Here is a 22717-nt window from a genome sequence, read left to right as displayed (position 1 = left end):
TCAGCCACCTCGCCAAAACCTACCGTAATATGGTGTTGGTTTATTAGCGCTGATTTAGTGGGGATCCCTCAGCGCCGAAGCGGGTTTGATAATTAACGGTTAATTACTCGAATTCGTTCCAGGAACGGCCATCACGGGTAATCATTGCCACTGACGCCACCGGCCCCCAGGTGCCAGCCTGATAAGGCTTAGGAGCTTCGTTATCCGCCGCCCAGGCATCCATAATGGAGTCAACCCACTTCCACGCCTCTTCCACTTCATCACGACGCACAAACAGCGCCTGAATGCCGCGCATGGTTTCCAGCAACAGACGCTCGTAAGCATCGGCCAGGTGCGACTGGTTAAAGGTTTCGGAGTAGCTCAGATCCAGCTTGGTGGTTTGCAGGTTATGTTTATGATCCAGACCCGGCACTTTATTCAGAATCTGAATATCCACACCTTCATCTGGCTGCAAACGGATAGTCAGTTTGTTCTGCGGCAGTTCCTGCCAGGACTCTTTAAACAGGTTCAGCGCCGGGTTCTTGAAGTAGACCACCACTTCAGAACATTTGGTTGGCAGACGTTTACCGGTACGCAAGTAGAACGGCACGCCCGCCCAGCGCCAGTCATCAATATCAACACGAATCGAAACAAAGGATTCGGTGTTACTGGATTTATTTGCGCCCTCTTCTTCGAGGTAGCCCGGCACTTTTTTACCCTGCACAAAACCGGCGGTGTACTGACCACGCACGGTTTTCTCACGCACGTTGCTGTGATCGATACGACGCAGTGAGCGCAGCACTTTAACTTTCTCGTCACGAATACGGTCAGCAGAGAGATCGGCTGGCGGCGACATGGCAATCATGGTCAGAATCTGTAGCAGGTGGTTCTGAATCATATCGCGCATCTGACCCGCCTGGTCAAAGTAGCCCCAGCGGCCTTCGATACCCACTTCTTCCGCGACGGTAATCTGCACGTGATCGATGGTGCGGTTGTCCCAGTTCGACGCGAACAGCGAGTTGGCAAAACGCAGCGCCAGCAGGTTCAGTACTGTCTCCTTACCCAGATAGTGGTCGATACGGAACACCTGACTCTCTTCGAAATATTCACCGACCTGGTCATTGATTTCACGCGAAGTCTCCAGCGAGGTTCCCAGCGGTTTTTCCATCACCACGCGTGCCGGCATCGCGTTCAGCTTCGCCTGGCCCAGCCCTTTGCAGATCGCGCCAAAGGTGCTTGGTGGCATGGCAAAGTAGTTAATCGTGACGCGCTTTTTCTGATCCAGCATCTTGCCGAGTTTCGGGAAGTGCGAGATATCATTAACGTCGAGGTTACAGAAATCGAGGCGGCTGCTGAGCTTATCCCAAAGTGCCTCATCGATTTTCTCTTTCATGAAGGTTTCCAGCGCTTCACGAGTCACTTTGGTATAGGCAGCTTTATCCCAGTCGGCGCGGCCAACACCAATAATGCGCGAATCTGCATGAATCTGACCCGCTTTCTCCAGCTGGTACAGAGAAGGCAACAGTTTCCGGCGTGCAAGGTCGCCTTTGGCACCGAAAATAACCAGATCGCATGCCTGGGCTGTTTGAGTTACCGCCATTTTAATCTCCTCGTTGCAGGATGAATCTGACTTGCGGATTCCGTAATCAGTCAGACTCTTATTGTAATTTTCTTTCAACACAATGTACTTCTTTGGCTATGACACGTAAACCAGCGCGGCGTCTGCCAGGCCAATGTCTATCCCGATGGTCAATTTACTGGCTGTTTAAGCCAACAATGCGTCAGTTTGTGCGTAATTTTTCGACTTTTTTGTTACCGTTTTACCATTATGAAAATCAGACACAGCTCATACTCTGGCAAAAAATGTAAATATTGGCTGCCTGGCTCTGCCTGTCATCGGTTACGGCATTGTATATTCTCTACAAAATGACATCGATTTCTCCTTTGAATGAAATCGTCAGAATTGATGAGTGGTCTGCCCCCGATGAATATGCTGGAAAAAATTCAGGCTTCTGTAGAATACCTTAGCAAATCTGAGCGCAAAGTTGCTGAGGTGATCCTTGCCGCGCCGCAAACCGCCATGCACTCCAGTATCGCCCTGCTGGCACGTGCGGCGGAAGTCAGCGAGCCAACGGTCAACCGCTTTTGTCACCGGCTGGAAACCAAAGGTTTTCCCGATTTTAAACTGCAACTGGCGCAAAGTCTGGCGACCGGGACGCCGTATGTCAGCCGCCATGTTGATGAAAATGATAGTGTCGACAGCTATACCAGCAAGATTTTTGAGTCAGCGATGGCCGGTCTGGACCAGGTGCGCCAGCAACTCGATAGCAGTGCGGTTAACCGCGCGGTCGATCTGCTGACGCAAGCCAAAAAGATTGCCTTTTTTGGCCTCGGCGCATCGGCGGCGGTGGCCCACGACGCAATGAATAAATTTTTCCGCTTCAATGTGCCTGTCATCTATTCCGATGATATTGTGATGCAGCGCATGAGTTGCATGAACAGTGCCGAAGGTGACGTGATCGTGCTGATTTCACACACTGGACGCACCAAAAATTTAGTCGAGCTGGCGCGACTGGCGCGGGAAAATGACGGCACCGTGCTGGCGATTACCTCACCCGGCTCGCCGCTGGCGCACGAGGCTTCGCTGGCGCTGACTTTAGACGTGCCCGAAGATACCGACATCTATATGCCGATGGTCTCGCGTCTGGCGCAGTTAACCGTCATTGATGTACTGGCAACCGGTTTTACCCTACGTCGTGGGCCAAAATTCAGAGATAACCTGAAGCGCGTCAAAGAAGGATTGAAAGAATCGCGTTTAGATAAGGACGCGGCGACCTCTCTCTTTCCGCGATAGTGTTTAGCCACTATCAAAACAAGGGGGTCGACCAGGTATGCCCCTTGTTATATAAATGTTATAACCAGAACAGAAGAACCCGTGATTGCTATGGCAACACCACGTTTAAAAGTCAACGGAGTCCTACATGTCAAGACGTCTCAGAAGAACCAAGATTGTAACTACCTTAGGTCCGGCAACCGATCGCGATAACAACCTTGAAAAAATCATCGCTGCTGGCGCTAACGTTGTTCGTCTTAACTTCTCGCACGGTACGCCGGAAGACCATCAGCTGCGTGCCGATAAAGTCCGCGAAATTGCAAAGAAACTTGGCCGTCACGTGGCGATCCTCGGCGATCTGCAAGGTCCCAAAATCCGCGTTTCTACCTTTAAAGAAGGCAAAGTTTTCCTTAATCTCGGCGATCGCTTCCTGCTGGATGCCAGCCTGAGTAAAGGCGAAGGCGATAAAGAGAAAGTCGGGATTGATTACAAAGGCTTGCCGGAAGATGTGGTGCCGGGTGATGTGCTGCTGCTCGACGACGGGCGCGTACAGCTTAAAGTGCTGGAAGTTCAGGGCATGAAAGTGTTTACCGAAGTGACGGTCGGCGGGCCGCTTTCCAATAACAAAGGCATTAATAAACTCGGCGGTGGTCTGTCGGCAGAAGCGCTGACCGAGAAAGATAAGGCTGATATTCTGACCGCGGCAAAAATCGGCGTCGACTATCTGGCGGTTTCCTTCCCGCGTTGCGGCGAAGACCTGCACTATGCGCGTCGACTGGCACGTGAAGCCGGTTGCGATGCCATGATTGTGTCGAAAGTCGAGCGTGCTGAAGCCGTCGCCAGCCAGGCTGCCATGGATGATATTATCCTTGCCTCCGACGTGGTGATGGTGGCGCGTGGTGACCTTGGCGTTGAAATTGGTGATCCTGAACTGGTCGGTATCCAGAAAGCGCTGATTCGTCGCGCGCGTCAGCTAAATCGTTCCGTTATTACCGCGACCCAGATGATGGAATCGATGATCACCAACCCGATGCCAACCCGTGCGGAAGTGATGGACGTAGCCAACGCGGTGCTCGATGGCACCGATGCGGTGATGTTGTCAGCCGAAACCGCTGCCGGTCAGTATCCGGCTGAAACCGTTTCCGCGATGGCAAAAGTCTGTCTCGGCGCGGAAAAGATCCCGAGCATCAACGTGTCCAAACACCGCCTTGAAGTGCAGTTCGATAATATCGAAGAGGCGATTGCCATGTCAGCAATGTACGCTGCTAACCACCTGCAAGGGGTGACGGCGATTATCACCATGACCGAATCTGGCCGTACCGCGCTGATGACCTCACGTATCACGTCGGGTCTGCCGATTTTTGCCATGTCTCGCCATGAGCGCACGCTAAATCTGACGGCGCTGTATCGCGGCGTGACCCCGGTATATTTCGACAGTAATAACGATGGCGTCGCCGCGGCTAACGATGCGATTAACTCGCTGCGTGATAAAGGCTTCCTGGTGTCAGGCGATCTGGTGATTGTCACCCAGGGTGACGTGATGAGTACCGTTGGCACCACCAACACCAGTCGCGTGCTGCGCGTCGAATAATTCCTGCTGTAATAATTGGGCTGCCCATGCAGCCCATTTTTCCCCTTCTTGCCATACCATCCCCTGCCCACGACGTTTTATCCCGATAATCACTCAGGTTTCTGCACGATAAAAATGTGATCTGCATCACAAATTTAACATCAACAACGCTTAACACTTTCATGTAAGAATAAACTCATTGAATGCTAATGATTCCTATTTATAATCTCATTCACACCAATAAAGGTAACATCCGGGTAACAAACAGTGATTTTAACCTTATGAAACTAAGGATTTTCACGCACTACCGGTAATTGATGCATTTTTGACGCATGACCGGAATCGGTGTGTTTCTGATTATTCTTAAATAGCGTTTAACTGATGTCCTCTGACATCGCAGGGTAATGGCTGTCATTTTTATATGGCGGCAGGGTTTCTTACGTCCAAAAAAAGGTACAGGGTATGGTCTTTGGTTCTCAAGCGGCGCGCACTGCCTCACAGTTTCAACAACACCCCGATGAGACAGCTGGCGATATGCTGTTTAATGCAGCTCAGCTTGATGCTTATTCGCAACAAACGCTGACGGCGCTGCAATTAATCAACAACACCATTCAGCAGGTCGAAAAACCTTTTAGCGGTATTCTTCCCCACGAGCTGGCACCGGCGTTTAACGCGGTCGATCTTAATGCCCCGCTACTGAACAGCGATGCGGCCCTGGAAGAGCTGTCGCAACTCTATTTGCGCGACGCGGTTTACTTCCATCATCCGAAATATATTGCTCACCTGAACTGCCCGGTAGTGCTGCCTTCGCTGCTGGCAGAACAAATTATGAGTGCGGTTAACAGCTCGGTAGACACCTGGGATCAGAGCGCAGGCGGCACCCTGATTGAACAGAAAGTGATCGACTGGACATTGAGCCGTATCGGCCTGCCAGCCAGCTCAGACGGTATCTTTACCAGCGGCGGCACGCAGTCAAACCTGATGGCAATGTTGCTGGCACGCGACAGCTGGTGCGCGAAACACCGTCCGGGCCATCTGATTAAGCAGAAAGGCCTGCCGCCGGAAGCCAGCAAATGGCGTATTTTCACCTCAAAACTGAGCCATTTCAGCATTCAGAAATCGACAGCCATTCTCGGACTCGGTTATGACGCGGTGATTGCCATCGATCACGATGAGCACTATCGCATGGACGCCGCACTGTTAGAACAGGAAATTCAGCGCTGCCACCAGCAAGGTTTGATCCCGATTGCGGTGGTTGCCACCAGCGGCACCACCGATTTTGGCAGCATTGACCCGCTAAATTCCGTTGCCACTCTCTGCCAGCATTACGGTTTATGGATGCACGTCGATGCGGCTTACGGCTGTGGTCTGCTGGTCTCGCCGCAGCATCGCCAGCGCCTGAACGGTATTGAACAGGCCGATTCTGTGACGGTCGATTACCACAAATCGTTTTTCCAGACTGTCAGCTGCGGCGCGTTCTTTGTACGCGATCGCCAGCATCTCAGTCACGTTACCGTGCATGCCGATTACCTCAATCCGCTCAGTGCGCAGCAGGAAGGCACACCAAACCTGGTGAACAAAAGCATTCAGACCACCCGCCGTTTCGACGCGCTGAAAATGTGGATGACACTGCGCATTATGGGGCCGGATGCCCTCGGCGAAGCTTTCGACACGCTGCTGGATCTGACCCGTACCGCCCATAAGCTGCTGAAGGATCATCCGGCGGTTGAAGTGCTGCATCAGCCCGAGCTGACGACCCAGATTTTCCGCTATGTGCCACGTCCAGGCATCAGCGATGCGGTGGTCGATGAGATCAATGCGCAGATTCGTAAGTCGCTGTTCCGTTCAGGAAATGCGGTGGTGGCGGGCACCAAAGTGAATGGCCGTCAGTATCTGAAATTTACCCTGCTGAACCCGGCGACCACCTCAGCCGATCTGGAAGACATTATTGCCCTAATCGCACATTACGGCCGTGAACTGGCGCGAAGTCAGAGTCTGAACGCGGCTAATCAGTGAGAGCAGAACCATGAATAACAAAATTTATGATTTTATCGGTATTGGTATTGGCCCGTTTAATCTTGGGCTGGCCTGTCTGACGGATCCGATTGAAGGCGTGGACGGCGTATTCCTCGACCAGAATCCGGGTTTTGACTGGCATACCGGCATGATGCTGGAAAGTGCGCATCTGCAAACGCCGTTTATGGCTGATCTGGTGACGCTGGCCGATCCGACCAGCCGCTTCAGCCTGCTGAACTATATGAAGCAAACCGGCAAGCTGTATCGCTTTTATATTCGCGAAGACTTCTTCCTGATGCGCAAGGAGTATAACCAGTACTGTCAGTGGGCCAGCGCTCAGCTGGACAATTTGCACTGGAATACCCGGGTTGAATACGTCAGCTATGACGACGAACTGCAATGTTATCGGGTGCGCAGCGCTTCTACCCAGACCGGCGAAACGCAAAGCTGGCTGGCGCGCAAACTGGTGCTGGGCACCGGACCGAGCGCGTGGATGCCGCCATGCAGCCGCCCGCATCGTCAGCGCCTGACGCACTCCAGTGAATACCTGGCAGATAAAGCGGCGTTACAGCAGAAAAACTCGATTACCGTGCTGGGCAGCGGCCAGAGCGCCGCCGAGATCTTCTACGATCTGCTGGGCGATATCGATCGTTTTAACTACCAGCTGAACTGGGTAACTCGTGCGCCGCGCTTCTATCCGCTGGAGTACACCAAGCTGACGCTGGAGATGACGTCGCCGGAGTGGATTGACTACTTCCACGCCCTGCCCGCCAGCAAGCGTGATGAGCTGAATGCCAAACATAAGAATCTGTACAAAGGGATTAATAGCTGTCTGATCAATGACATCTACGATCTGCTGTATGTGAAGCAGCTGGATGGCGATCTGGACGTTAATCTGTTTACCCATTCGGAACTGAACGATATGCGCTGGCTGCCGAGCGGAGAATTCGAACTGGCACTGCATCAGCAGGAACAGGATGTCGCCTTTGTCCGCCGCAGTGAAGGGCTGGTAATGGCCACCGGCTATCAGTATCAGCCGCCGATGTTTGTCGAGGGTATTGCTGACCGCCTGCGCTGGGATGAGAAAGGCCGTTATGACGTGCAGCGCAACTACAGCATCGATCAGCATAACCAGATTTTTGTGCAGAACGCCGAGCTGCATACCCACGGCTTTGTGACGCCGGATCTGGGCATGGCCTGCTATCGCAATTCCGTGCTGATCCGCGAAATCACCGGGCGCGAAGTCTACCCGGTTGAGCGCCAGATTGCTTTCCAGACCTTCCCGGCCAACCCGGAGGTGCGCAATGAGCGATAACATCCTCTACCGCTGCGCCCGTCCGGCGGGCCAGTTCACACTGCGCCCGATGCAGGCAGAAGATGCCGCGCTGGTTTACAGCTGGGTGACGCAGGATTATGCGCGCTTCTGGGGCATGCAGGATGACGATTTCGAAACGGTCGCCGGTTTCTATCGCGATTTGACGCGTGATAACCCTCATGCGGCGTTAATTGGCTGTTGCAATCAGCAGCCGGTATTTCTGATGGAGTTTTACCAGGCGCAGCAGGATCAAGTCGGGCAGTTTTATCCGGCACGCGACGATGATTACGGTATGCATATCCTGATCGCGCCCGCAGAAAAACCGCTGAAACAGTTTAGCTGGCAGGTTTTCAGCACGGTTATGGATTACATGTTCAGCCAGCCACAGGTGGGCCGGGTGGTAGTGGAGCCGGATGTGCGCAATGACAAAATCCATCCGCTGAACAAACGTGCGGGCTTCCGCTATCAGCACACCATCGATATGGGCCATAAAACCGCCTGGCTGGCCTTCTGCCAGCGTGATGACTATCAAAAAGCTTTATTGCAGGAATCTTTAACTATGAATAACACCTCGACGCTCCTTACCGGCAGCCATCTGGCCAGCGACAACTGGACGCTGGCTAACCGTCTGCTGATCCGCAAAGCGATTGCCGAATTCGCCCATGAAAAATTGGTCGAACCGAAAAAAGTGGCATCGGCCGGTAAACTTGATCGTTACAGCCTGGCGGTGCCGGGCGCAGAAGCGGAGTATCAATTCTGCGCGGCGCGCATGGCGCTGGATCACTGGTCAATCGATCTGGATTCCCTGAGCAAACATCAGAATGGCGAGCCGCTGAAGCTGGATGCACTGAGCTTTATCGTCGAGTTCAATCAGCAGATCGGCATTCCGCCGACGATGCTGGCGACCTATATGGAAGAGATCACCAGTACCCTGTGCAGCAGCGTGTTCAAACTGCAAAACAATAATCCGGACAGCAAGGCGCTGACCAAAGCGGACTTCCAGACCGTTGAAGCCGCGATGACTGAAGGCCATCCGTGCTTTATTGCCAATAATGGCCGCATCGGTTTTGATGCCCGCGACTACCTCGCCTTTGCGCCGGAAGCCGCCACGCCAGTTAACCTGGTATGGGTCGCGGTACATCTGCGTAATGCGCACTTCTCCAGCCTTGATGAATTAAGCTATCAACAGCTGATGCGTGACGAACTGGGCGAAGGCACCGTCAATGCCTTTAACGCGCGTCTGGATGAGATCGGCGTGGATCGCGACCAGTACCTGTTTATGCCAGTGCATCCGTGGCAGTGGCAGAATAAGCTGCTGACGGTGTTTGCGCCGGATATTGCCGCGCGCGATATTATTTATCTCGGCGCAGGCGACGATCAGTACCAGGCACAGCAGTCAATCCGCACCTTCTTTAACCGCAGCCAGCCCAACAAGCGCTACGTGAAAACGGCGCTGTCGGTGCTGAATATGGGCTTTATGCGCGGCCTGTCGCCTTATTATATGGCGACCACTCCGGCGGTGAATCAGTGGCTGGAAGGCCTGGTGGAAAACGACCACTGGCTCAAGCAGTGTGATTTCCGCATCCTGCGCGAGGTGGCGGCCATCGGCTATCATAATCGCTACTATGAGCAGGCGATCAGCGGTGATTCAGCTTACAAGAAGATGTTTGCCGCGCTGTGGCGTGATAACCCGGTTACCGCGTTGCAGCCAAATCAGCGCCTGATGACCATGGCTTCGCTGCTGCATATCGATCACCATCAGCAAGCCCTGCTGCCAGCGCTGATTGCCGACTCCGGCGTCAGTGCGGAAAGCTGGGTCAGCGCGTATCTGCGCTGTTACTTAAGCCCGCTACTGCACTGTTTCTGGCAGCATGACCTGGTGTTTATGCCACACGGTGAAAACCTGATTCTGCTGCTGGAAAATAACCTGCCGGTCAGCGCGTATATGAAAGATATTGGCGAAGAGATTGCGGTGCTGAATCCGGATGCGGTGCTGCCAGAGAAGGCGCAGCGCCTGGCGGTGGACGTGCCGGAAAATCTGAAGCTGTTATCGATCTTCACTGACGTGTTTGACTGTATCTTCCGCTTTATTGGCGCTATTCTGGCGCAGGATAACACCCTGCCGGAAGAAACATTCTGGCGCTGCGTGGCGGATTGCGTCAAAGAGTATCAGCAGGCGCATCCTCAGCTGGCCAGTAAGTTTGCCCGCTACGATCTGTTTACGCCGGAGTTCGAACTCTCCTGTCTCAACCGTCTGCAACTGGCCAATAACCAGCAGATGATTAATCTGTCTGATCCGGCAGAAAATCTGAAATTTGCCGGAACACTGATTAACCCGATCGCCCGGTTTGCTGATAAGTAAAATTTCCGCAAATCGCTGTTAACCGAGTTTATATTTAGCGCGACTGCACTGGCGGTCGCGTTTTTACGTTTACTGGAAACAAGGAGCCTGGATGGCGTCGTATACCCCGGTATCAAATCTGACCTTTCGTCACCTGATCTTCCCCTTCTCACTGGTGTTGTTCGAGTTCGCCACCTATATCGCCCACGATATGATTCAACCGGGCATGCTGCTGGTGACCGGCGAATTTAATGTCGGACCGGAATGGGTCTCCGCTTCACTGACCGGCTATCTGGTCGGTGGCGTCCTGCTGCAATGGCTGCTTGGCCCGCTGTCGGACAAATTTGGCCGGCGTCCGGTGATGCTGTTCGGTGTGGCGTTCTTTATGCTGTCCTGCCTGGTGATGCACTGGGTGCAGAGTATCGAACAGTTTGTTGCCGTGCGTTTTATTCAGGGCATCAGCCTGTGCTTTATCGGCGCGGTGGGCTATGCCGCTGTGCTGGAGGCGTTTGATGAAGCGCTCAGTGTGAAAATCACCGCGCTGATGGCCAACGTGGCGCTGCTGGCGCCGCTGGCGGGGCCGGTAGCGGGCGCGGCATTTCTCAGCGTTGGCGGCTGGCGCGATATGTTTTATCTGTTCGCCGCGGTGACCGCGATAGCATTAATTGGATTGTGGCGCAGCATGCCGGAAACCGCCGGAGACCGAAACGCTTCGGTGTCACTGAAATCGATGGGCAAAGGTTATCTGGCGCTGGCGAAAGATCGCCAGGTAATCAGCGGCGCACTGGCTATCGGTATTCTGGGCATTCCGATGCTGGCGTGGGTGGCACTGTCGCCAGTGATTCTGATCCATGACCAGGGTCTCAGCCGTATGCACTACGCGCTGCTGCAACTGCCGGTGTTCCTCGCGATGATCGTCGGCAACCTGACGTTGGGCAAACTGGCAGGACGCGTGCCGCTGGAGCAACCGCTGAAGCTGGGTGCCTGGCCGATTATGCTGGGGCTGATTATCGCCGCGCTAAGTGCGGTTATCGACAGTCACGGCTATCTGTGGATGATTGCCGGGCTGAGTCTGTATGCTTTTGGTTCTGGCCTGGTCAATGCCGGTCTGTACCGTCTGACGCTGTTTTCCAGCGAGGCGGGCAAAGGCAGCGTGGCGGCGATGATTGGCATGTTGAGTATTGCCGCTTTTGCGATTGGCATTGAGCTGGCGAAGTATGGCTATTTTGCCGGAGGCAGCCGGTGGTTCAGCGGCATTAATCTGCTGGCGGGGTTAATCTGGCTGGCGCTGGTGCGTGGATTTCTGCGTGAGCGTCAAAGACGCAGTCAGGTGGTGGCGTTGTAAGGTCATCTGCCCGCAGGTGCGGCGTTCGCGTCGTCCCTGTTGAGGTCTGGCACTCTTCAGGACGGGAGCCGATAACGGCTCCCCTACGATATTCCGGCACCCTACGAGAACGCCCCTGCAGCACTATTTCTTCGGAAATAGCTCGTCGCGTTGGTAAGGCTCCTGCTCACCCTCTTTACGGGTTTTCAGCAGCTTAAGAATCCAGGTGTACTGTTCCGGATTAGGCCGGACGAAAATTTCCACTTCTTCATTCATCCGGCGCGCCAGCGTTTCATCATCCGCATCGAGCAAATCCTCCATTGGTGGACGAATATGCACGTGCAGCTTATGGGTTTTGCTGTCATAAACCGGGAACAGCGGTACTACTTTGGCCCGGCACACCTTCATCAGGCGACCTATCGCCGGCAGCGTTGCCTTATAGGTGGCAAAGAAATCGACAAACTCACTGTGTTCCGCGCCGTGATCCTGATCGGGCAGATAATAGCCCCAGTAGCCCTGACGCACTGAGCTGATAAAAGGTTTAATTCCGTCATTACGTGCGTGCATACGGCCACCAAAGCGACGGCGTACCGCATTCCACATATAATCCACCAGCTCATTACGCTGGTTATGGAACATCGCGGCCATTTTCTGGCCTTCGGAAGCCATCAGCATCGCCGGGATATCAACCGCCCAGCCATGTGGCACGAGGAAAATCACATTCTGCTGTTCAGCACGCAAGCCCTCAATAATCTCTTTGCCGTGCCACTCAACGCGATCGCGCACATGTTCTGGCTTGCGCAGCGCCAGCTCGGCCATCATCACCATCGACTGCGGCGCCACCGCAAACATCTGATCGATAATCGCTTCACGCTGCTGTTCCGGCAATTCCGGCAGGCAATAAAACAGATTGATTTGGGCGCGACGACGCGCGCTGCGGGCAAACTTACCGGCGGTGCGGCCCAGTCCGCCTAAAATCGGGTCACGGACGCGCGCAGGCAACATCGCCATCCCGGCACAGGCACCAATCGCCAGCCAGGCACCCCAGTATTTCGGCTTAAGGAAAGCCTTTTGAAAGACGGGAATAAATTCACTGTTACTTTTTTTTCTGTTTTCCATGCACTCGCCTCAAACAATAACCGGCTAATGATAGTGCTGACAGGCAAATTTGCAATCATTCCCGATAACCGACGAAAAAAAACCGACAGCCTGCGCCGTCGGTTTTTCTCTGCTGCCTGACTGACTCAGTCGAAGCGCAACTGCGGAACCACGTCTCTGACCTGCGCCAGATACTCTTTACGATCCTGACCTGTCAGGCCTTCAGAGCGCGGCAGTTTCGCCGTCAGTGGGTTAACCGCCTGGTTATTAATCCAGATTTCATAATGCAAATGCGGCCCGGTTGAACGGCCGGTATTGCCGGACAGCGCAATACGATCGCCACGTTTGACCTTCTCGCCTGGCTTAACCAGCAGTTTTTTCAGATGCATATAGCGCGTCATATACTGACGACCGTGACGAATGGCCACATAGTTACCGGCACCGCCACTGCGTTTCGCTACCACCACTTCACCATCACCCACTGCCAGCACTGGCGTGCCAATCGGAATGGCGAAATCGACGCCTTTATGCGGTGCGATACGCCCGGTCACCGGGTTGAGGCGACGTGGGTTAAAGTTAGACGAGACGCGGTACTGCTTCACGGTCGGGAAGCGCATAAAGCCACGCGCCAGACCCGAGCCGCTGCGATCGTAGAATTTGCCGTCTTCGGCGCGAATCGCATAATAATCTTTACCACCGGTACGCATACGCACGCCTAACAGATGGCTCTGTTCACTCTTGCCATCCATCATTTCACGCGACATCAGCACTGAGAACTGGTCACCGCTGCGCAGTTTGCGGAAATCCATCTGCCACTGCATCGCCTTAATCACCGCACTGGCTTCGCCGCTGCTGAGACCGGCTTTACGGGCGCTGCTGACAAAGCTACCGTTTAAGGAGCCATTGAGCACGCTGTTCTTCCATTCGCCCTGCTGCATTTCGCTGGAAGCTTTAAAACCGTTGCCGGAGCGATCGTACGTACGGGTTTCACGGCGCGACATTTCCCAGGTCATCCGTTGTAACTGACCATCGTCGGTTAAGGTCCAGGAAATTTGCTGACCGATTTTCAGATTACGCAGATCTTTGTCAGCATTAGCCAGTTGATTGATATCTGACATATCAATGCCGTACTGATTAAGGATACTGCTCAGGGTGTCGCCGGTCGAAACGGTGTAATCGTGCGTGCCCGACTCATTCGGTACATCTTCGTCGATTTCATCTTTAGGAATGTCTTCTTCCGGGGCCGGAGTCGGCTGATCGATCGGTTCACTGGCTTCCGGCAGCAAAGTACGCAGCTCGCTTTTATCCAGTTCAATATGTTTAACGATCGGGTTTTCGCCGGGATGATAGATGTAAGGCCGCCAGACAGCGACGGCCAGTGTCACGACAGTGAGAGACCCCAGCATGATGCGGTGGGGCCGTGGTAAGTTGTTGAACGCCATGGCGACAGAGCGGGCTATCTGCTGCACTATTTACTATTCCTCTATGCTCCTTTCAGGCAGCTCACATACTGGCTCGACAACTGTGAGAGGAATTTCACATAGCTGTCTTTGGTTAAGCTGATACCCATTCCCAACGGATCCAGGGTGCCTTTTCGCACAGAGGTTCCGCGGGCAACGGCATCGATGACGGCCGGCCTGAATTGTGGTTCAGCGAAAACACAGACTGCTTTCTGCTCAACCAACTGTGTTCGTATTTGATGTAAACGCTGGGCACCAGGTTGGATCTCAGGATTCACGGTAAAATGCCCTAAAGGCGACAACCCGTAGTGTTTTTCAAAGTAGCTGTAGGCATCATGAAAAACGAAATATCCCTTCCCCTTCACTGGCGCAAGCTCGGAACCAATCTGCTGGTCAGATTTCGCCAGACTAACCTCAAAGTTCTGTAGGTTAGCGTCTAGTTTGTCCTTGCTTTGCGGCATAAGTTCCAATAATTTTTCGTGGATTGCAACCGCAGATTGCCTTGCTATTTCAGGGGATAACCACAGGTGCATATTATACTCGCCGTGATGATGGTGATCGTGCCCCTCTTCATCATGGTCTGCGTGGCCTTCTTCATGGTGTTCATCCTCTTCGGCACCACGAATCAATAGCGGTTTTACCCCGTTTAACGCCGCCAGTTCGAGGTTCTTTTTCGCCGGTAATCCGCTGGCAGACTTGGTCAAAAAAGCTTCCATTTCAGGGCCAACCCATACCACAAGATCCGCGCTCTGCAAGCGTTTGACGTCGGATGGGCGCAGTGCGTAGTCATGTTCTGACGCCCCGTCGGGAAGCAGCACTTCAACCGGCGTGACGCCGTCGGCAATGGCCGCTGCGATAAAACCCAGTGGTTTAATCGAGGCCACTACCGCAGCGGAGGCAGGCGCAGCAAGCGAAGCGGTAAATCCGAGGGCCATCAGGGCGGTAAAAAAGCGGTTTTTATTATGTAACATAATGCGTCAATCCATCGTGATTAGCGGAAGTAGTGTGATATTATAACATTCGATATCTTCTGCAACCTGTAATCGACAATGTCCTCACTTGTAACTCTGGAAAACATCTCGGTGACCTTTGGTCAACGTCGCGTGCTGTCTGATGTTTCACTTAAGCTGGAACCCGGACGCATTCTGACTTTGCTTGGCCCAAACGGTGCCGGAAAATCGACGCTGGTGCGCGTGGTGCTGGGACTTATTGCCCCCAGTTCGGGCAAACTCAACCGCCCTGCCGGTTTGCGTATTGGCTATGTGCCACAAAAACTGCACCTCGATTCCACACTACCGCTGACGGTTGATCGCTTTATGCGACTGCGTCCAGGGGTGAAAAAGGCCGATATTCTGCCGGCACTGAAGCGCGTGCAGGCCGGACACTTACTCGAATACCCGCTGCAAAAACTCTCCGGGGGGGAAACCCAACGCGTGTTGCTGGCGCGGGCGCTGCTGAATAATCCACAGTTGCTGGTGCTGGATGAACCGACGCAGGGCGTTGACGTTAACGGCCAGGTCGCGCTGTATGACCTGATCGATCAATTACGTCGCGAGCTTAACTGCGGCGTGCTGATGGTTTCGCACGACCTGCATCTGGTGATGGCGAAAACCGATGAAGTGCTGTGCCTGAATCACCATATCTGCTGCTCCGGCACGCCGGAAGTGGTGTCGCAGCATCCTGAATTTATTTCGATGTTTGGCTCGCGCGGTGCCGAGCAGCTGGCGATTTATCGCCATCACCATAATCATCGTCACGATCTTCAGGGACGTATTATTCTGCGCAGAGGACAAGGTCCGTCATGATTGAACTGTTACTTCCCGGCTGGCTGGGTGGCATTATGCTGGCGCTGGCTGCCGGTCCGCTGGGCTCGTTTGTCGTCTGGCGTCGGATGTCCTATTTCGGCGATACGCTGGCGCACGCTTCACTGCTCGGTGTGGCTTTTGGCCTGCTGCTGAATATCAACCCGTTTTATGCGGTAATTGCCGTCACCCTGCTGCTGTCGCTTGGGCTGGTGTGGCTTGAGCGCCGCCCGCATCTGGCGATCGACACCCTGCTGGGCATTATGGCGCACAGTGCGCTGTCGCTGGGTCTGGTGGTGGTCAGTCTGATGTCGAATGTGCGCGTCGATTTAATGGCTTATCTGTTTGGCGATCTGCTGTCGGTCACGCCGGTCGATCTGATTGCCATTGCGGCCGGGGTGGCGCTGGTGCTGGCGATTCTGGCCTGGCAGTGGCGCGCACTGCTGTCTATCACCATCAGCCCGGAAATGGCACAGGTCGACGGCGTCAATATTCAGCGCACCAAACTGCTGCTGATGCTGGTGACCGCGCTGACCATTGGTGTGTCGATGAAGTTTGTCGGTGCGCTGATTATCACGTCGTTGCTGATTATTCCGGCAGCCACCGCACGGCGTTTTGCCCGCTCTCCTGAACAGATGGCCGCCGTGGCAGTCGCGATTGGTATGCTGGCGGTGACGGGTGGCCTGGCCTTTTCGGCGTTTTATGACACCCCGGCCGGTCCGTCAGTGGTGCTGTGTGCGGCAGCGATGTTTGTGATCAGTATGGTGAAAAAGCCAGCGGTGTAGTGCGGCGTGATAAGCGGGCGGCGTTCTCACCGCCCGCCTGGTTACTCGCGGGTAATACCGAAATGCTTGTAAGCATGCTGGGTGGCAATACGGCCACGCGGTGTGCGCTGAATAAAGCCCTGCTGAATCAGGTAGGGTTCCAGCACATCCTCAATGGTTTCACGCTCTTCACCAATTGCGGCCGCGAGGTTATCCAGCCCCACCGGGCCACCGGTGAATTTATCGATAATCGCCAGCAGCAGTTTACGGTCCATATAGTCGAACCCTTCGGTGTCGACATTCAGCATATCCAGCGCTTTTGATGCCACATCACCGCTTAACTCGCCATTGGCACGCACTTCTGCGAAGTCACGCACGCGGCGCAACAACCGGTTGGCGATACGTGGCGTGCCACGTGCACGGCGGGCAATTTCCAGCGCCCCTTCGCTGCTCAGCGCCAGCCCGAGACAGGCGGCGCTGCGTCCGACGATATGCTGCAAATCCTCAACCCGGTAAAACTCCAGACGCTGCACAATGCCGAAACGATCGCGCAGCGGTGACGTCAGTGAACCGGCGCGAGTCGTGGCGCCAATCAGGGTAAACGGTGGCAGATCGAGCTTAATTGACCGCGCCGCCGGGCCTTCGCCAATCATAATATCCAGCTGATAATCTTCCATCGCCGGATAGAGGACTTCCTCAACCACGGGTGACAATCGATGGATTTCATCGATAAACAGCACGTCATGCGGTTCGAGGTTCGTCAGCATCGCCGCCAGATCGCCGGCTTTCTCCAGTACCGGGCCGGACGTGGTGCGCAGATTCACGCCCATCTCGTTAGCGACAATATTCGCCAGCGTGGTTTTACCTAAGCCCGGCGGACCAAAAATCAGCAGGTGATCCAGTGCATCGCCGCGCATTTTCGCCGCTTTGATAAAGATCTCCATCTGCTCACGCACCTGCGGCTGGCCCACATACTCTTCCAGCAGCTTAGGACGGATGGCGCGGTCAATCACCTCTTCTTCGGTGATGGTGCCCGGCGATACCAGACGATCGGCTTCAATCATGCTTTACCTCAAATAGCTGCGCGCAGTGCTTCGCGGATCAGCGTTTCACAGTCGACACCGGCACGCCCCACTTTGCTGATCATCTTGCTGGCTTCCTGCGGTTTGTAGCCGAGGGCAACCAGTGCAGAAACCGCCTCAGCTTCCGCGTCATTAGCGGCAGGAGTCGGGCTTTCGCTGGTCAGGGCGAAGGTCGAATCGGCAGAGAACAGGTCGCCATGCATCCCTTTAAAGCGATCTTTCATTTCCACGACCAGGCGTTCTGCGGTTTTCTTACCGACACCCGGCAGTTTCACCAGCGCGGCAATCTCTTCGCGTTCTACCGCGGTCACAAACTGCTGCGCCGACATGCCTGACAGGATCGCCAGTGCCAGTTTTGGCCCGACGCCATTAACTTTAATCAATTCGCGAAACAGCGCACGCTCTTGCTTACTGTTAAAACCAAACAGCAGCTGCGCATCTTCACGCACCACAAAATGGGTAAAGATAATCGCTTCGTGGTTCAGTTCCGGAAGCTCATAAAAACAGGTCATCGGCATATGCACTTCATAACCCACGCCGTTGGCTTCAATTAATACCTGCGGCGGCTGTTTCTCAAGAATAATGCCTCTCAGACGACCTATCACGTTTGCTTCCTTTGGATAATGAGGGAATATGGCTGTTTATAACATAAAAAAGGCTGGATGAATATCCAGCCTGTTAAGGACGCAGACGCCCGCGTGTCAGCTGCAATCGGGTATCACTGAGCTTGCTGGCGTTCTGGCTGACGTGGCAATGGGTAATGGCAATTGCCAGCGCATCGGCGGCATCGGACTGCGGATTGGCCGCCAGTTTAAGTAAGGTGCGCACCATATGCTGCACCTGACTCTTCTCCGCGCTGCCGATCCCGACCACCGTCTGTTTCACCTGACGCGCGGCATATTCAAACACCGGCAGATCCTGGTTAACCGCCGCGACGATCGCCGCCCCGCGTGCCTGCCCCAGCTTCAGCGCTGAATCGGCGTTTTTCGCCATAAACACCTGTTCGATGGCAAAAAACTCCGGCTGAAACTGGGTGATGATTTCGCTGACGCCCGCATAAATCAGTTTCAGGCGCGACGGCAGATCGGTCACGTTAGTACGAATACACCCGCTGCCGAGATAAGTCAGTTGCCGCCCCACCTGCCGAATCACACCGTAACCGGTGACGCGTGAGCCAGGGTCAATGCCCAGAATAATTGCCATCACGCGCCTCCGGGGGTGTGCGGTAACGTGCCGGGAAACGCCATTACAGCGTAGCCGCCACCTCATCGGAAATTTCACCATTATGGTAAACTTCCTGCACGTCGTCACAGTCTTCCAGCATATCAATCAGACGCAGCAGTTTCGGCGCGGTCTCTTCATCCATATCGGCTTTGGTCGATGGGATCATGGAGACTTCAGCAGAATCGGCCGTCAGACCCGCCGCTTCCAGCGCATCTTTTACTGCACCCAGCGATTCCCAGGCGGTAAACACGTCAATCGCGCCGTCATCGTAAGTCACTACGTCGTCGGCACCGGCTTCCAGCGCCGCGTCCATTACGGTATCTTCATCCAGGCCTGGCGCGAAAGAGATCACGCCTTTTTTGGTGAACAGATACGCCACGGAACCGTCAGTACCGAGGTTGCCGCCGGTTTTAGTGAAGGCATGACGCACTTCAGACACGGTACGGTTACGGTTATCACTCAGACACTCAACCATCACGGCGGTGCCGCCCGGGCCGTAGCCTTCATAGATGATGGTTTCCATATTGTTGTCATCATCGCCACCCACGCCACGTGCCACGGCACGGTTCATGGTATCGCGCGTCATGTTATTCGACAGCGCTTTATCCATTGCCGCACGCAGACGTGGGTTGGAATCGGCATCGCCACCGCCCAGCTTCGCGGCAGTCACCAGCTCACGAATGATTTTGGTGAAAATTTTACCGCGTTTGGCATCCTGTGCCGCTTTACGGTGCTTGGTATTCGCCCATTTACTATGGCCAGCCATTTTTGATTTCTCCTCGATGCCAGGCAGGCATTCAAAACAAAACTTAACTCACAAACTCTTCTATTGCCTGGCGATTACTCCAGGACTTGGTGAGCTGCGCCGCGGCGCGCGCATCCAGCCACTGAAAGGCCAGATGCTCGCTGAGCGCCACGTCACGCTCCGTCGGCAGCGCCAGCGTAAACCAGTGCTCGCGACTGTGCGTCACATCCGGCGCATAGCGATGGCGAAAGTGCGGGAAGATTTCGAATTCTATCTGACGCTGGCAGTCAACGAATGTGAGCTGCTCTGCGTTGATATCAATTGCCACCTCTTCCAGCACTTCACGCATCGCCGTTTGCGCCGGGATTTCGCCCGGCTCAATGCTGCCGGTAACCGACTGCCAGAACGCCGGATCGTCGCGCCGCTGCAGCATCAGCACCCGCCGGGTGTCACGGGCGAAGATCACCACTAACACCGAAACGGGCTGCTTATAGGCCATCTTAGTCGTTCTCTGGCATCTCTTCTGAAGCAGGCTTTTCCTTCTTCACCACCTGAATGCCCAACTCCGCCAGCCCGGCCGGGTTGGCGAAACTTGGCGCTTCGGTCATCAGACACGCCGCTGCGGTGGTTTTCGGGAAGGCGATAACATCACGGATATTGTCGGTGCCGGTCAGCAGCATCACCAGACGATCGAGGCCAAATGCCAGACCGGCGTGCGGCGGGGTACCGTACTTCAGTGCATCCAGCAGGAAGCCGAACTTCTCGCGCTGCTCTTGTTCGTTAATGCCGAGAATGCTGAATACCGTTTGCTGCATCTGGCTGTTATGGATACGCACGGAACCGCCACCCACTTCGTAACCGTTAATCACCATATCGTAGGCGTTAGCGATCGCCGTTTCTGGCAGGTTTTTCAGCTCTTCCGGCGTCATATCTTTCGGCGCGGTAAACGGATGGTGCATCGCCGTCAAGCCGCCTTCGCCATTGTCTTCAAACATTGGGAAGTCAATCACCCACAGCGGTGCCCAGCGGCCTTCCTCGGTGATGTTCAGATCGCGACCCAGTTTCAGGCGCAGTGCACCCAGTGCATCAGAAACCACAGCGGCATTATCCGCACCAAAGAAAATCATATCGCCATCAGCAGCACCGGTACGCGCCAGAATCGCTTCCACGATCTCCGCGGTCAGGAACTTCGCGACCGGGCTCTGAATACCTTCCAGGCCATTGGCACGCTCGTTGACCTTGATATAGGCCAGACCTTTGGCACCGTAGATCTCAATAAACTTGCCGTACTCGTCGATCTGCTTGCGGCTCAGGGTCGCGCCGCCCGGCACGCGCAGCGCCGCGACGCGACCTTTGGCATCATTAGCCGGGCCGGAGAAGACTTTAAACTCGACCTCTTTCAGCAGGTCAGCAACATCCACCAGCTCCATCGGGTTACGCAGGTCAGGCTTATCGGAACCGTAACGGCGCATCGCTTCGGCAAAGGTCATCTGCGGGAAATCACCCAGCTCAACGCCTTTCACATCCAGCCACAGTTCACGGACCAGACGCTCCATTTTTTCCCGCACCTGTGGCGCAGTCATAAAGGAGGTTTCGACGTCAATCTGGGTAAATTCCGGCTGACGGTCAGCACGCAGATCTTCATCACGGAAACATTTCACGATCTGATAGTAACGGTCAAAACCGGACATCATCAGCAGCTGTTTAAACAGCTGAGGTGACTGCGGCAGCGCATAGAATTTGCCTTTGTGCACACGGCTTGGCACCAGGTAATCACGCGCGCCTTCTGGCGTCGCTTTGGTCAGCATTGGCGTTTCGATATCGAGGAAACCGTTATCGTCCATAAAACGACGCACAAAGCTGGTGATTTTAGCGCGCGCTTTCAGGCGATTCGCCATATCCGGACGACGCAGGTCCAGATAACGGTATTTCAGACGCGCTTCTTCACTGTTTTCATGATTGGAATCCAGCGGCAGTGGCTCAGAGCGATTGATAATCACCAGGTCGGTGGCGAAAACTTCAATCTCGCCGGTCGGCATATCGCTGTTTTTATTCTTCTCATCACGTGCACGCACGGTGCCCGTAATCTGAATGCAGAATTCGTTACGCAGTTCAGAAGCCAGGTTAAACGCTTCCTGACGGTCCGGATCGAAGAACACCTGAACGATGCCTTCACGGTCGCGCATATCAATAAAGATCAGGCTGCCCAGATCGCGGCGACGATTGACCCAACCGCACAGGGTGACTTGCTGGCCTACATGAGACAGATTGAGCTGTCCGCAATACTCAGTACGCATAACGATATCCTTTTAACTTCATCGCTGCTGCACGCGCAGCATAATAAGTCGTCTTTTGAGATTACCCATCTGGTAATAATCAGCTAATTACCAGACACGTCGGGCAGACGCTGCCCAGAAAAAGGCAGGCATTATAATGTAAAATCGCCAGTGCGATAAGAGCTGAGCAGCACAACCGCGCCAGATCTCAACGATTGATGCTTTGCGCACCGGCATTTATCAGAAAAAACTAACAAAATTCGCCGCTTCACGACACCTTTATGGTCGCCTGATGCTCTCTTTATCGCTAATCTCTCTCTTTTGCCCGATCTTCCGGAGATGAAGATGAAACCCTTATACCTCGGTCTGCCGCAGTGGCAGCATCCACAGTGGAAAAAGCTGGGGATTGAAACGCTGGCCGATTACGCCCGCTATTTCAACTGCGTTGAAGGCAATACCACCCTGTATGCGCTGCCGAAGCCGGAAACCGTGCTGCGCTGGCGCGATATGACCGATGACGATTTCCGCTTCTGTTTTAAATTCCCGTCCACCATCAGCCATCAAGCGGCGCTGCGTCACTGTGACGATCTCACCGAGGCATTTTTCCGCACCCTTGATCCGCTCTCCCGTCGCATCGGTCAGTACTGGCTGCAACTTCCCGCGGCGTTTGGCCCCGACGAGCTGCCGGCGCTGTGGGCCTTTCTCGATAAATTACCGCAGGACTTTCAGTATGGCGTGGAAGTGCGTCACCCGGCATTCTTCGCCAAAGGCGAGGCCGAGCAGGCGTTTAACCGTGGGCTGCATCAGCGCGGCGTCAATCGGGTCATTCTGGACAGTCGCCCGATACATGCTTCGACTTCATCGCTACCGGCGGTGATTGACGCACAG

General features: G+C 54.5%; 19 protein-coding genes. 9 read left to right on the top strand and 10 right to left on the bottom strand.

Annotation, left to right across the window (positions count from 1 at the left end; genetic code table 11):
- Positions 1 to 103 precede the first annotated feature (103 nt).
- A complete protein-coding gene (gene zwf, locus NG42_RS19675; RefSeq protein WP_052902404.1) occupies positions 104 to 1579 on the bottom strand; it encodes a glucose-6-phosphate dehydrogenase in 1476 nt (491 codons plus the stop codon).
- 384 nt (positions 1580 to 1963) lie between these two features.
- On the opposite strand from zwf, the gene NG42_RS19670 reads away from it, so the two are divergent.
- The 6 genes from NG42_RS19670 to NG42_RS19645 all read left to right on the top strand — a co-directional run bounded on the left by NG42_RS19670 (position 1964) and on the right by NG42_RS19645 (position 11399).
- On the top strand, positions 1964 to 2833 hold the full coding sequence (locus NG42_RS19670) for a MurR/RpiR family transcriptional regulator (protein WP_052902402.1): 870 nt from the start codon (positions 1964 to 1966) through the stop codon (positions 2831 to 2833).
- Between the two features lie 127 nt (positions 2834 to 2960).
- Positions 2961 to 4403: a pyruvate kinase gene (gene pyk / locus NG42_RS19665; RefSeq protein ID WP_052902400.1), complete on the top strand. Its 1443-nt coding sequence runs from the start codon at positions 2961 to 2963 to the stop codon at positions 4401 to 4403.
- A 441-nt stretch (positions 4404 to 4844) separates the two neighbouring features.
- A complete protein-coding gene (locus NG42_RS19660) occupies positions 4845 to 6398 on the top strand; it encodes a pyridoxal phosphate-dependent decarboxylase family protein (protein ID WP_052902398.1) in 1554 nt (517 codons plus the stop codon).
- 10 nt (positions 6399 to 6408) lie between these two features.
- Positions 6409 to 7713, top strand: a complete 1305-nt coding sequence (locus tag NG42_RS19655) for a lysine N(6)-hydroxylase/L-ornithine N(5)-oxygenase family protein (RefSeq protein WP_052902396.1) — start codon at positions 6409 to 6411, stop codon at positions 7711 to 7713.
- The gene (locus NG42_RS19650; RefSeq protein ID WP_052902394.1) at positions 7703 to 10075 is read left to right on the top strand and encodes a GNAT family N-acetyltransferase; all 2373 of its coding nucleotides are present in this window, start codon (positions 7703 to 7705) and stop codon (positions 10073 to 10075) included. The genes NG42_RS19655 and NG42_RS19650 overlap by 11 nt, the downstream gene beginning before the upstream one ends.
- A gap of 91 nt (positions 10076 to 10166) precedes the next feature.
- Entirely contained in the window at positions 10167 to 11399 is a 1233-nt protein-coding gene (locus tag NG42_RS19645) for an MFS transporter (protein ID WP_052902392.1), read from the top strand.
- Between the two features lie 123 nt (positions 11400 to 11522).
- Here the strand turns inward: NG42_RS19645 and lpxM are convergent, their stop codons facing one another.
- The 3 genes from lpxM to znuA all read right to left on the bottom strand — a co-directional run bounded on the left by lpxM (position 11523) and on the right by znuA (position 14907).
- On the bottom strand, positions 11523 to 12497 hold the full coding sequence (gene lpxM / locus NG42_RS19640) for a lauroyl-Kdo(2)-lipid IV(A) myristoyltransferase (RefSeq protein ID WP_052902389.1): 975 nt from the start codon (positions 12495 to 12497) through the stop codon (positions 11523 to 11525).
- Positions 12498 to 12622: 125 nt separating this feature from the next.
- Positions 12623 to 13945 carry a murein DD-endopeptidase MepM gene (mepM, locus tag NG42_RS19635; RefSeq protein ID WP_053115910.1) on the bottom strand — a complete coding sequence of 441 codons (1323 nt, stop codon included), beginning with the start codon at positions 13943 to 13945 and terminating at the stop codon, positions 12623 to 12625.
- 14 nt (positions 13946 to 13959) lie between these two features.
- A complete protein-coding gene (gene znuA / locus NG42_RS19630; protein WP_052902386.1) occupies positions 13960 to 14907 on the bottom strand; it encodes a zinc ABC transporter substrate-binding protein ZnuA in 948 nt (315 codons plus the stop codon).
- A gap of 78 nt (positions 14908 to 14985) precedes the next feature.
- Between znuA and znuC the strand changes: the two genes are divergently transcribed.
- Positions 14986 to 15741, top strand: coding sequence for a zinc ABC transporter ATP-binding protein ZnuC (znuC, locus tag NG42_RS19625; protein WP_052902384.1), 756 nt, complete (start codon positions 14986 to 14988; stop codon positions 15739 to 15741).
- On the top strand, positions 15738 to 16523 hold the full coding sequence (znuB, locus tag NG42_RS19620) for a zinc ABC transporter permease subunit ZnuB (RefSeq protein WP_052902382.1): 786 nt from the start codon (positions 15738 to 15740) through the stop codon (positions 16521 to 16523). Before znuC ends, znuB begins: the two co-directional genes overlap by 4 nt.
- A 41-nt stretch (positions 16524 to 16564) precedes the next feature.
- Here znuB and ruvB read toward each other — a convergent pair whose 3' ends face one another.
- From ruvB to aspS, 6 genes are all read right to left on the bottom strand, one after another.
- Positions 16565 to 17566: a Holliday junction branch migration DNA helicase RuvB gene (gene ruvB, locus NG42_RS19615; protein ID WP_052902380.1), complete on the bottom strand. Its 1002-nt coding sequence runs from the start codon at positions 17564 to 17566 to the stop codon at positions 16565 to 16567.
- An 8-nt stretch (positions 17567 to 17574) separates the two neighbouring features.
- Positions 17575 to 18189: a Holliday junction branch migration protein RuvA gene (ruvA, locus tag NG42_RS19610; protein ID WP_052902378.1), complete on the bottom strand. Its 615-nt coding sequence runs from the start codon at positions 18187 to 18189 to the stop codon at positions 17575 to 17577.
- A 73-nt stretch (positions 18190 to 18262) separates the two neighbouring features.
- Positions 18263 to 18787, bottom strand: a complete 525-nt coding sequence (gene ruvC, locus NG42_RS19605; protein WP_052902376.1) for a crossover junction endodeoxyribonuclease RuvC — start codon at positions 18785 to 18787, stop codon at positions 18263 to 18265.
- A 43-nt stretch (positions 18788 to 18830) separates the two neighbouring features.
- On the bottom strand, positions 18831 to 19574 hold the full coding sequence (locus tag NG42_RS19600) for a YebC/PmpR family DNA-binding transcriptional regulator (RefSeq protein ID WP_052902374.1): 744 nt from the start codon (positions 19572 to 19574) through the stop codon (positions 18831 to 18833).
- A gap of 43 nt (positions 19575 to 19617) precedes the next feature.
- Positions 19618 to 20052 carry a dihydroneopterin triphosphate diphosphatase gene (gene nudB / locus NG42_RS19595; protein WP_052902372.1) on the bottom strand — a complete coding sequence of 145 codons (435 nt, stop codon included), beginning with the start codon at positions 20050 to 20052 and terminating at the stop codon, positions 19618 to 19620.
- A gap of 1 nt (position 20053) precedes the next feature.
- A complete protein-coding gene (aspS, locus tag NG42_RS19590) occupies positions 20054 to 21850 on the bottom strand; it encodes an aspartate--tRNA ligase (protein WP_052902370.1) in 1797 nt (598 codons plus the stop codon).
- A 324-nt stretch (positions 21851 to 22174) separates the two neighbouring features.
- Between aspS and NG42_RS19585 the strand changes: the two genes are divergently transcribed.
- The coding region (locus tag NG42_RS19585; protein ID WP_052902369.1) for a DUF72 domain-containing protein at positions 22175 to 22717 on the top strand (543 nt) is incomplete at its 3' end.

Source organism: Winslowiella iniecta, assembly GCF_001267535.1.
In the GTDB taxonomy this organism is placed as follows: Bacteria; Pseudomonadota; Gammaproteobacteria; order Enterobacterales; family Enterobacteriaceae; genus Erwinia; species Erwinia iniecta.
The sequence above is the reverse complement of the archived record's forward strand: the minus strand, read 5'-3'. Positions and strand labels throughout refer to the sequence as shown.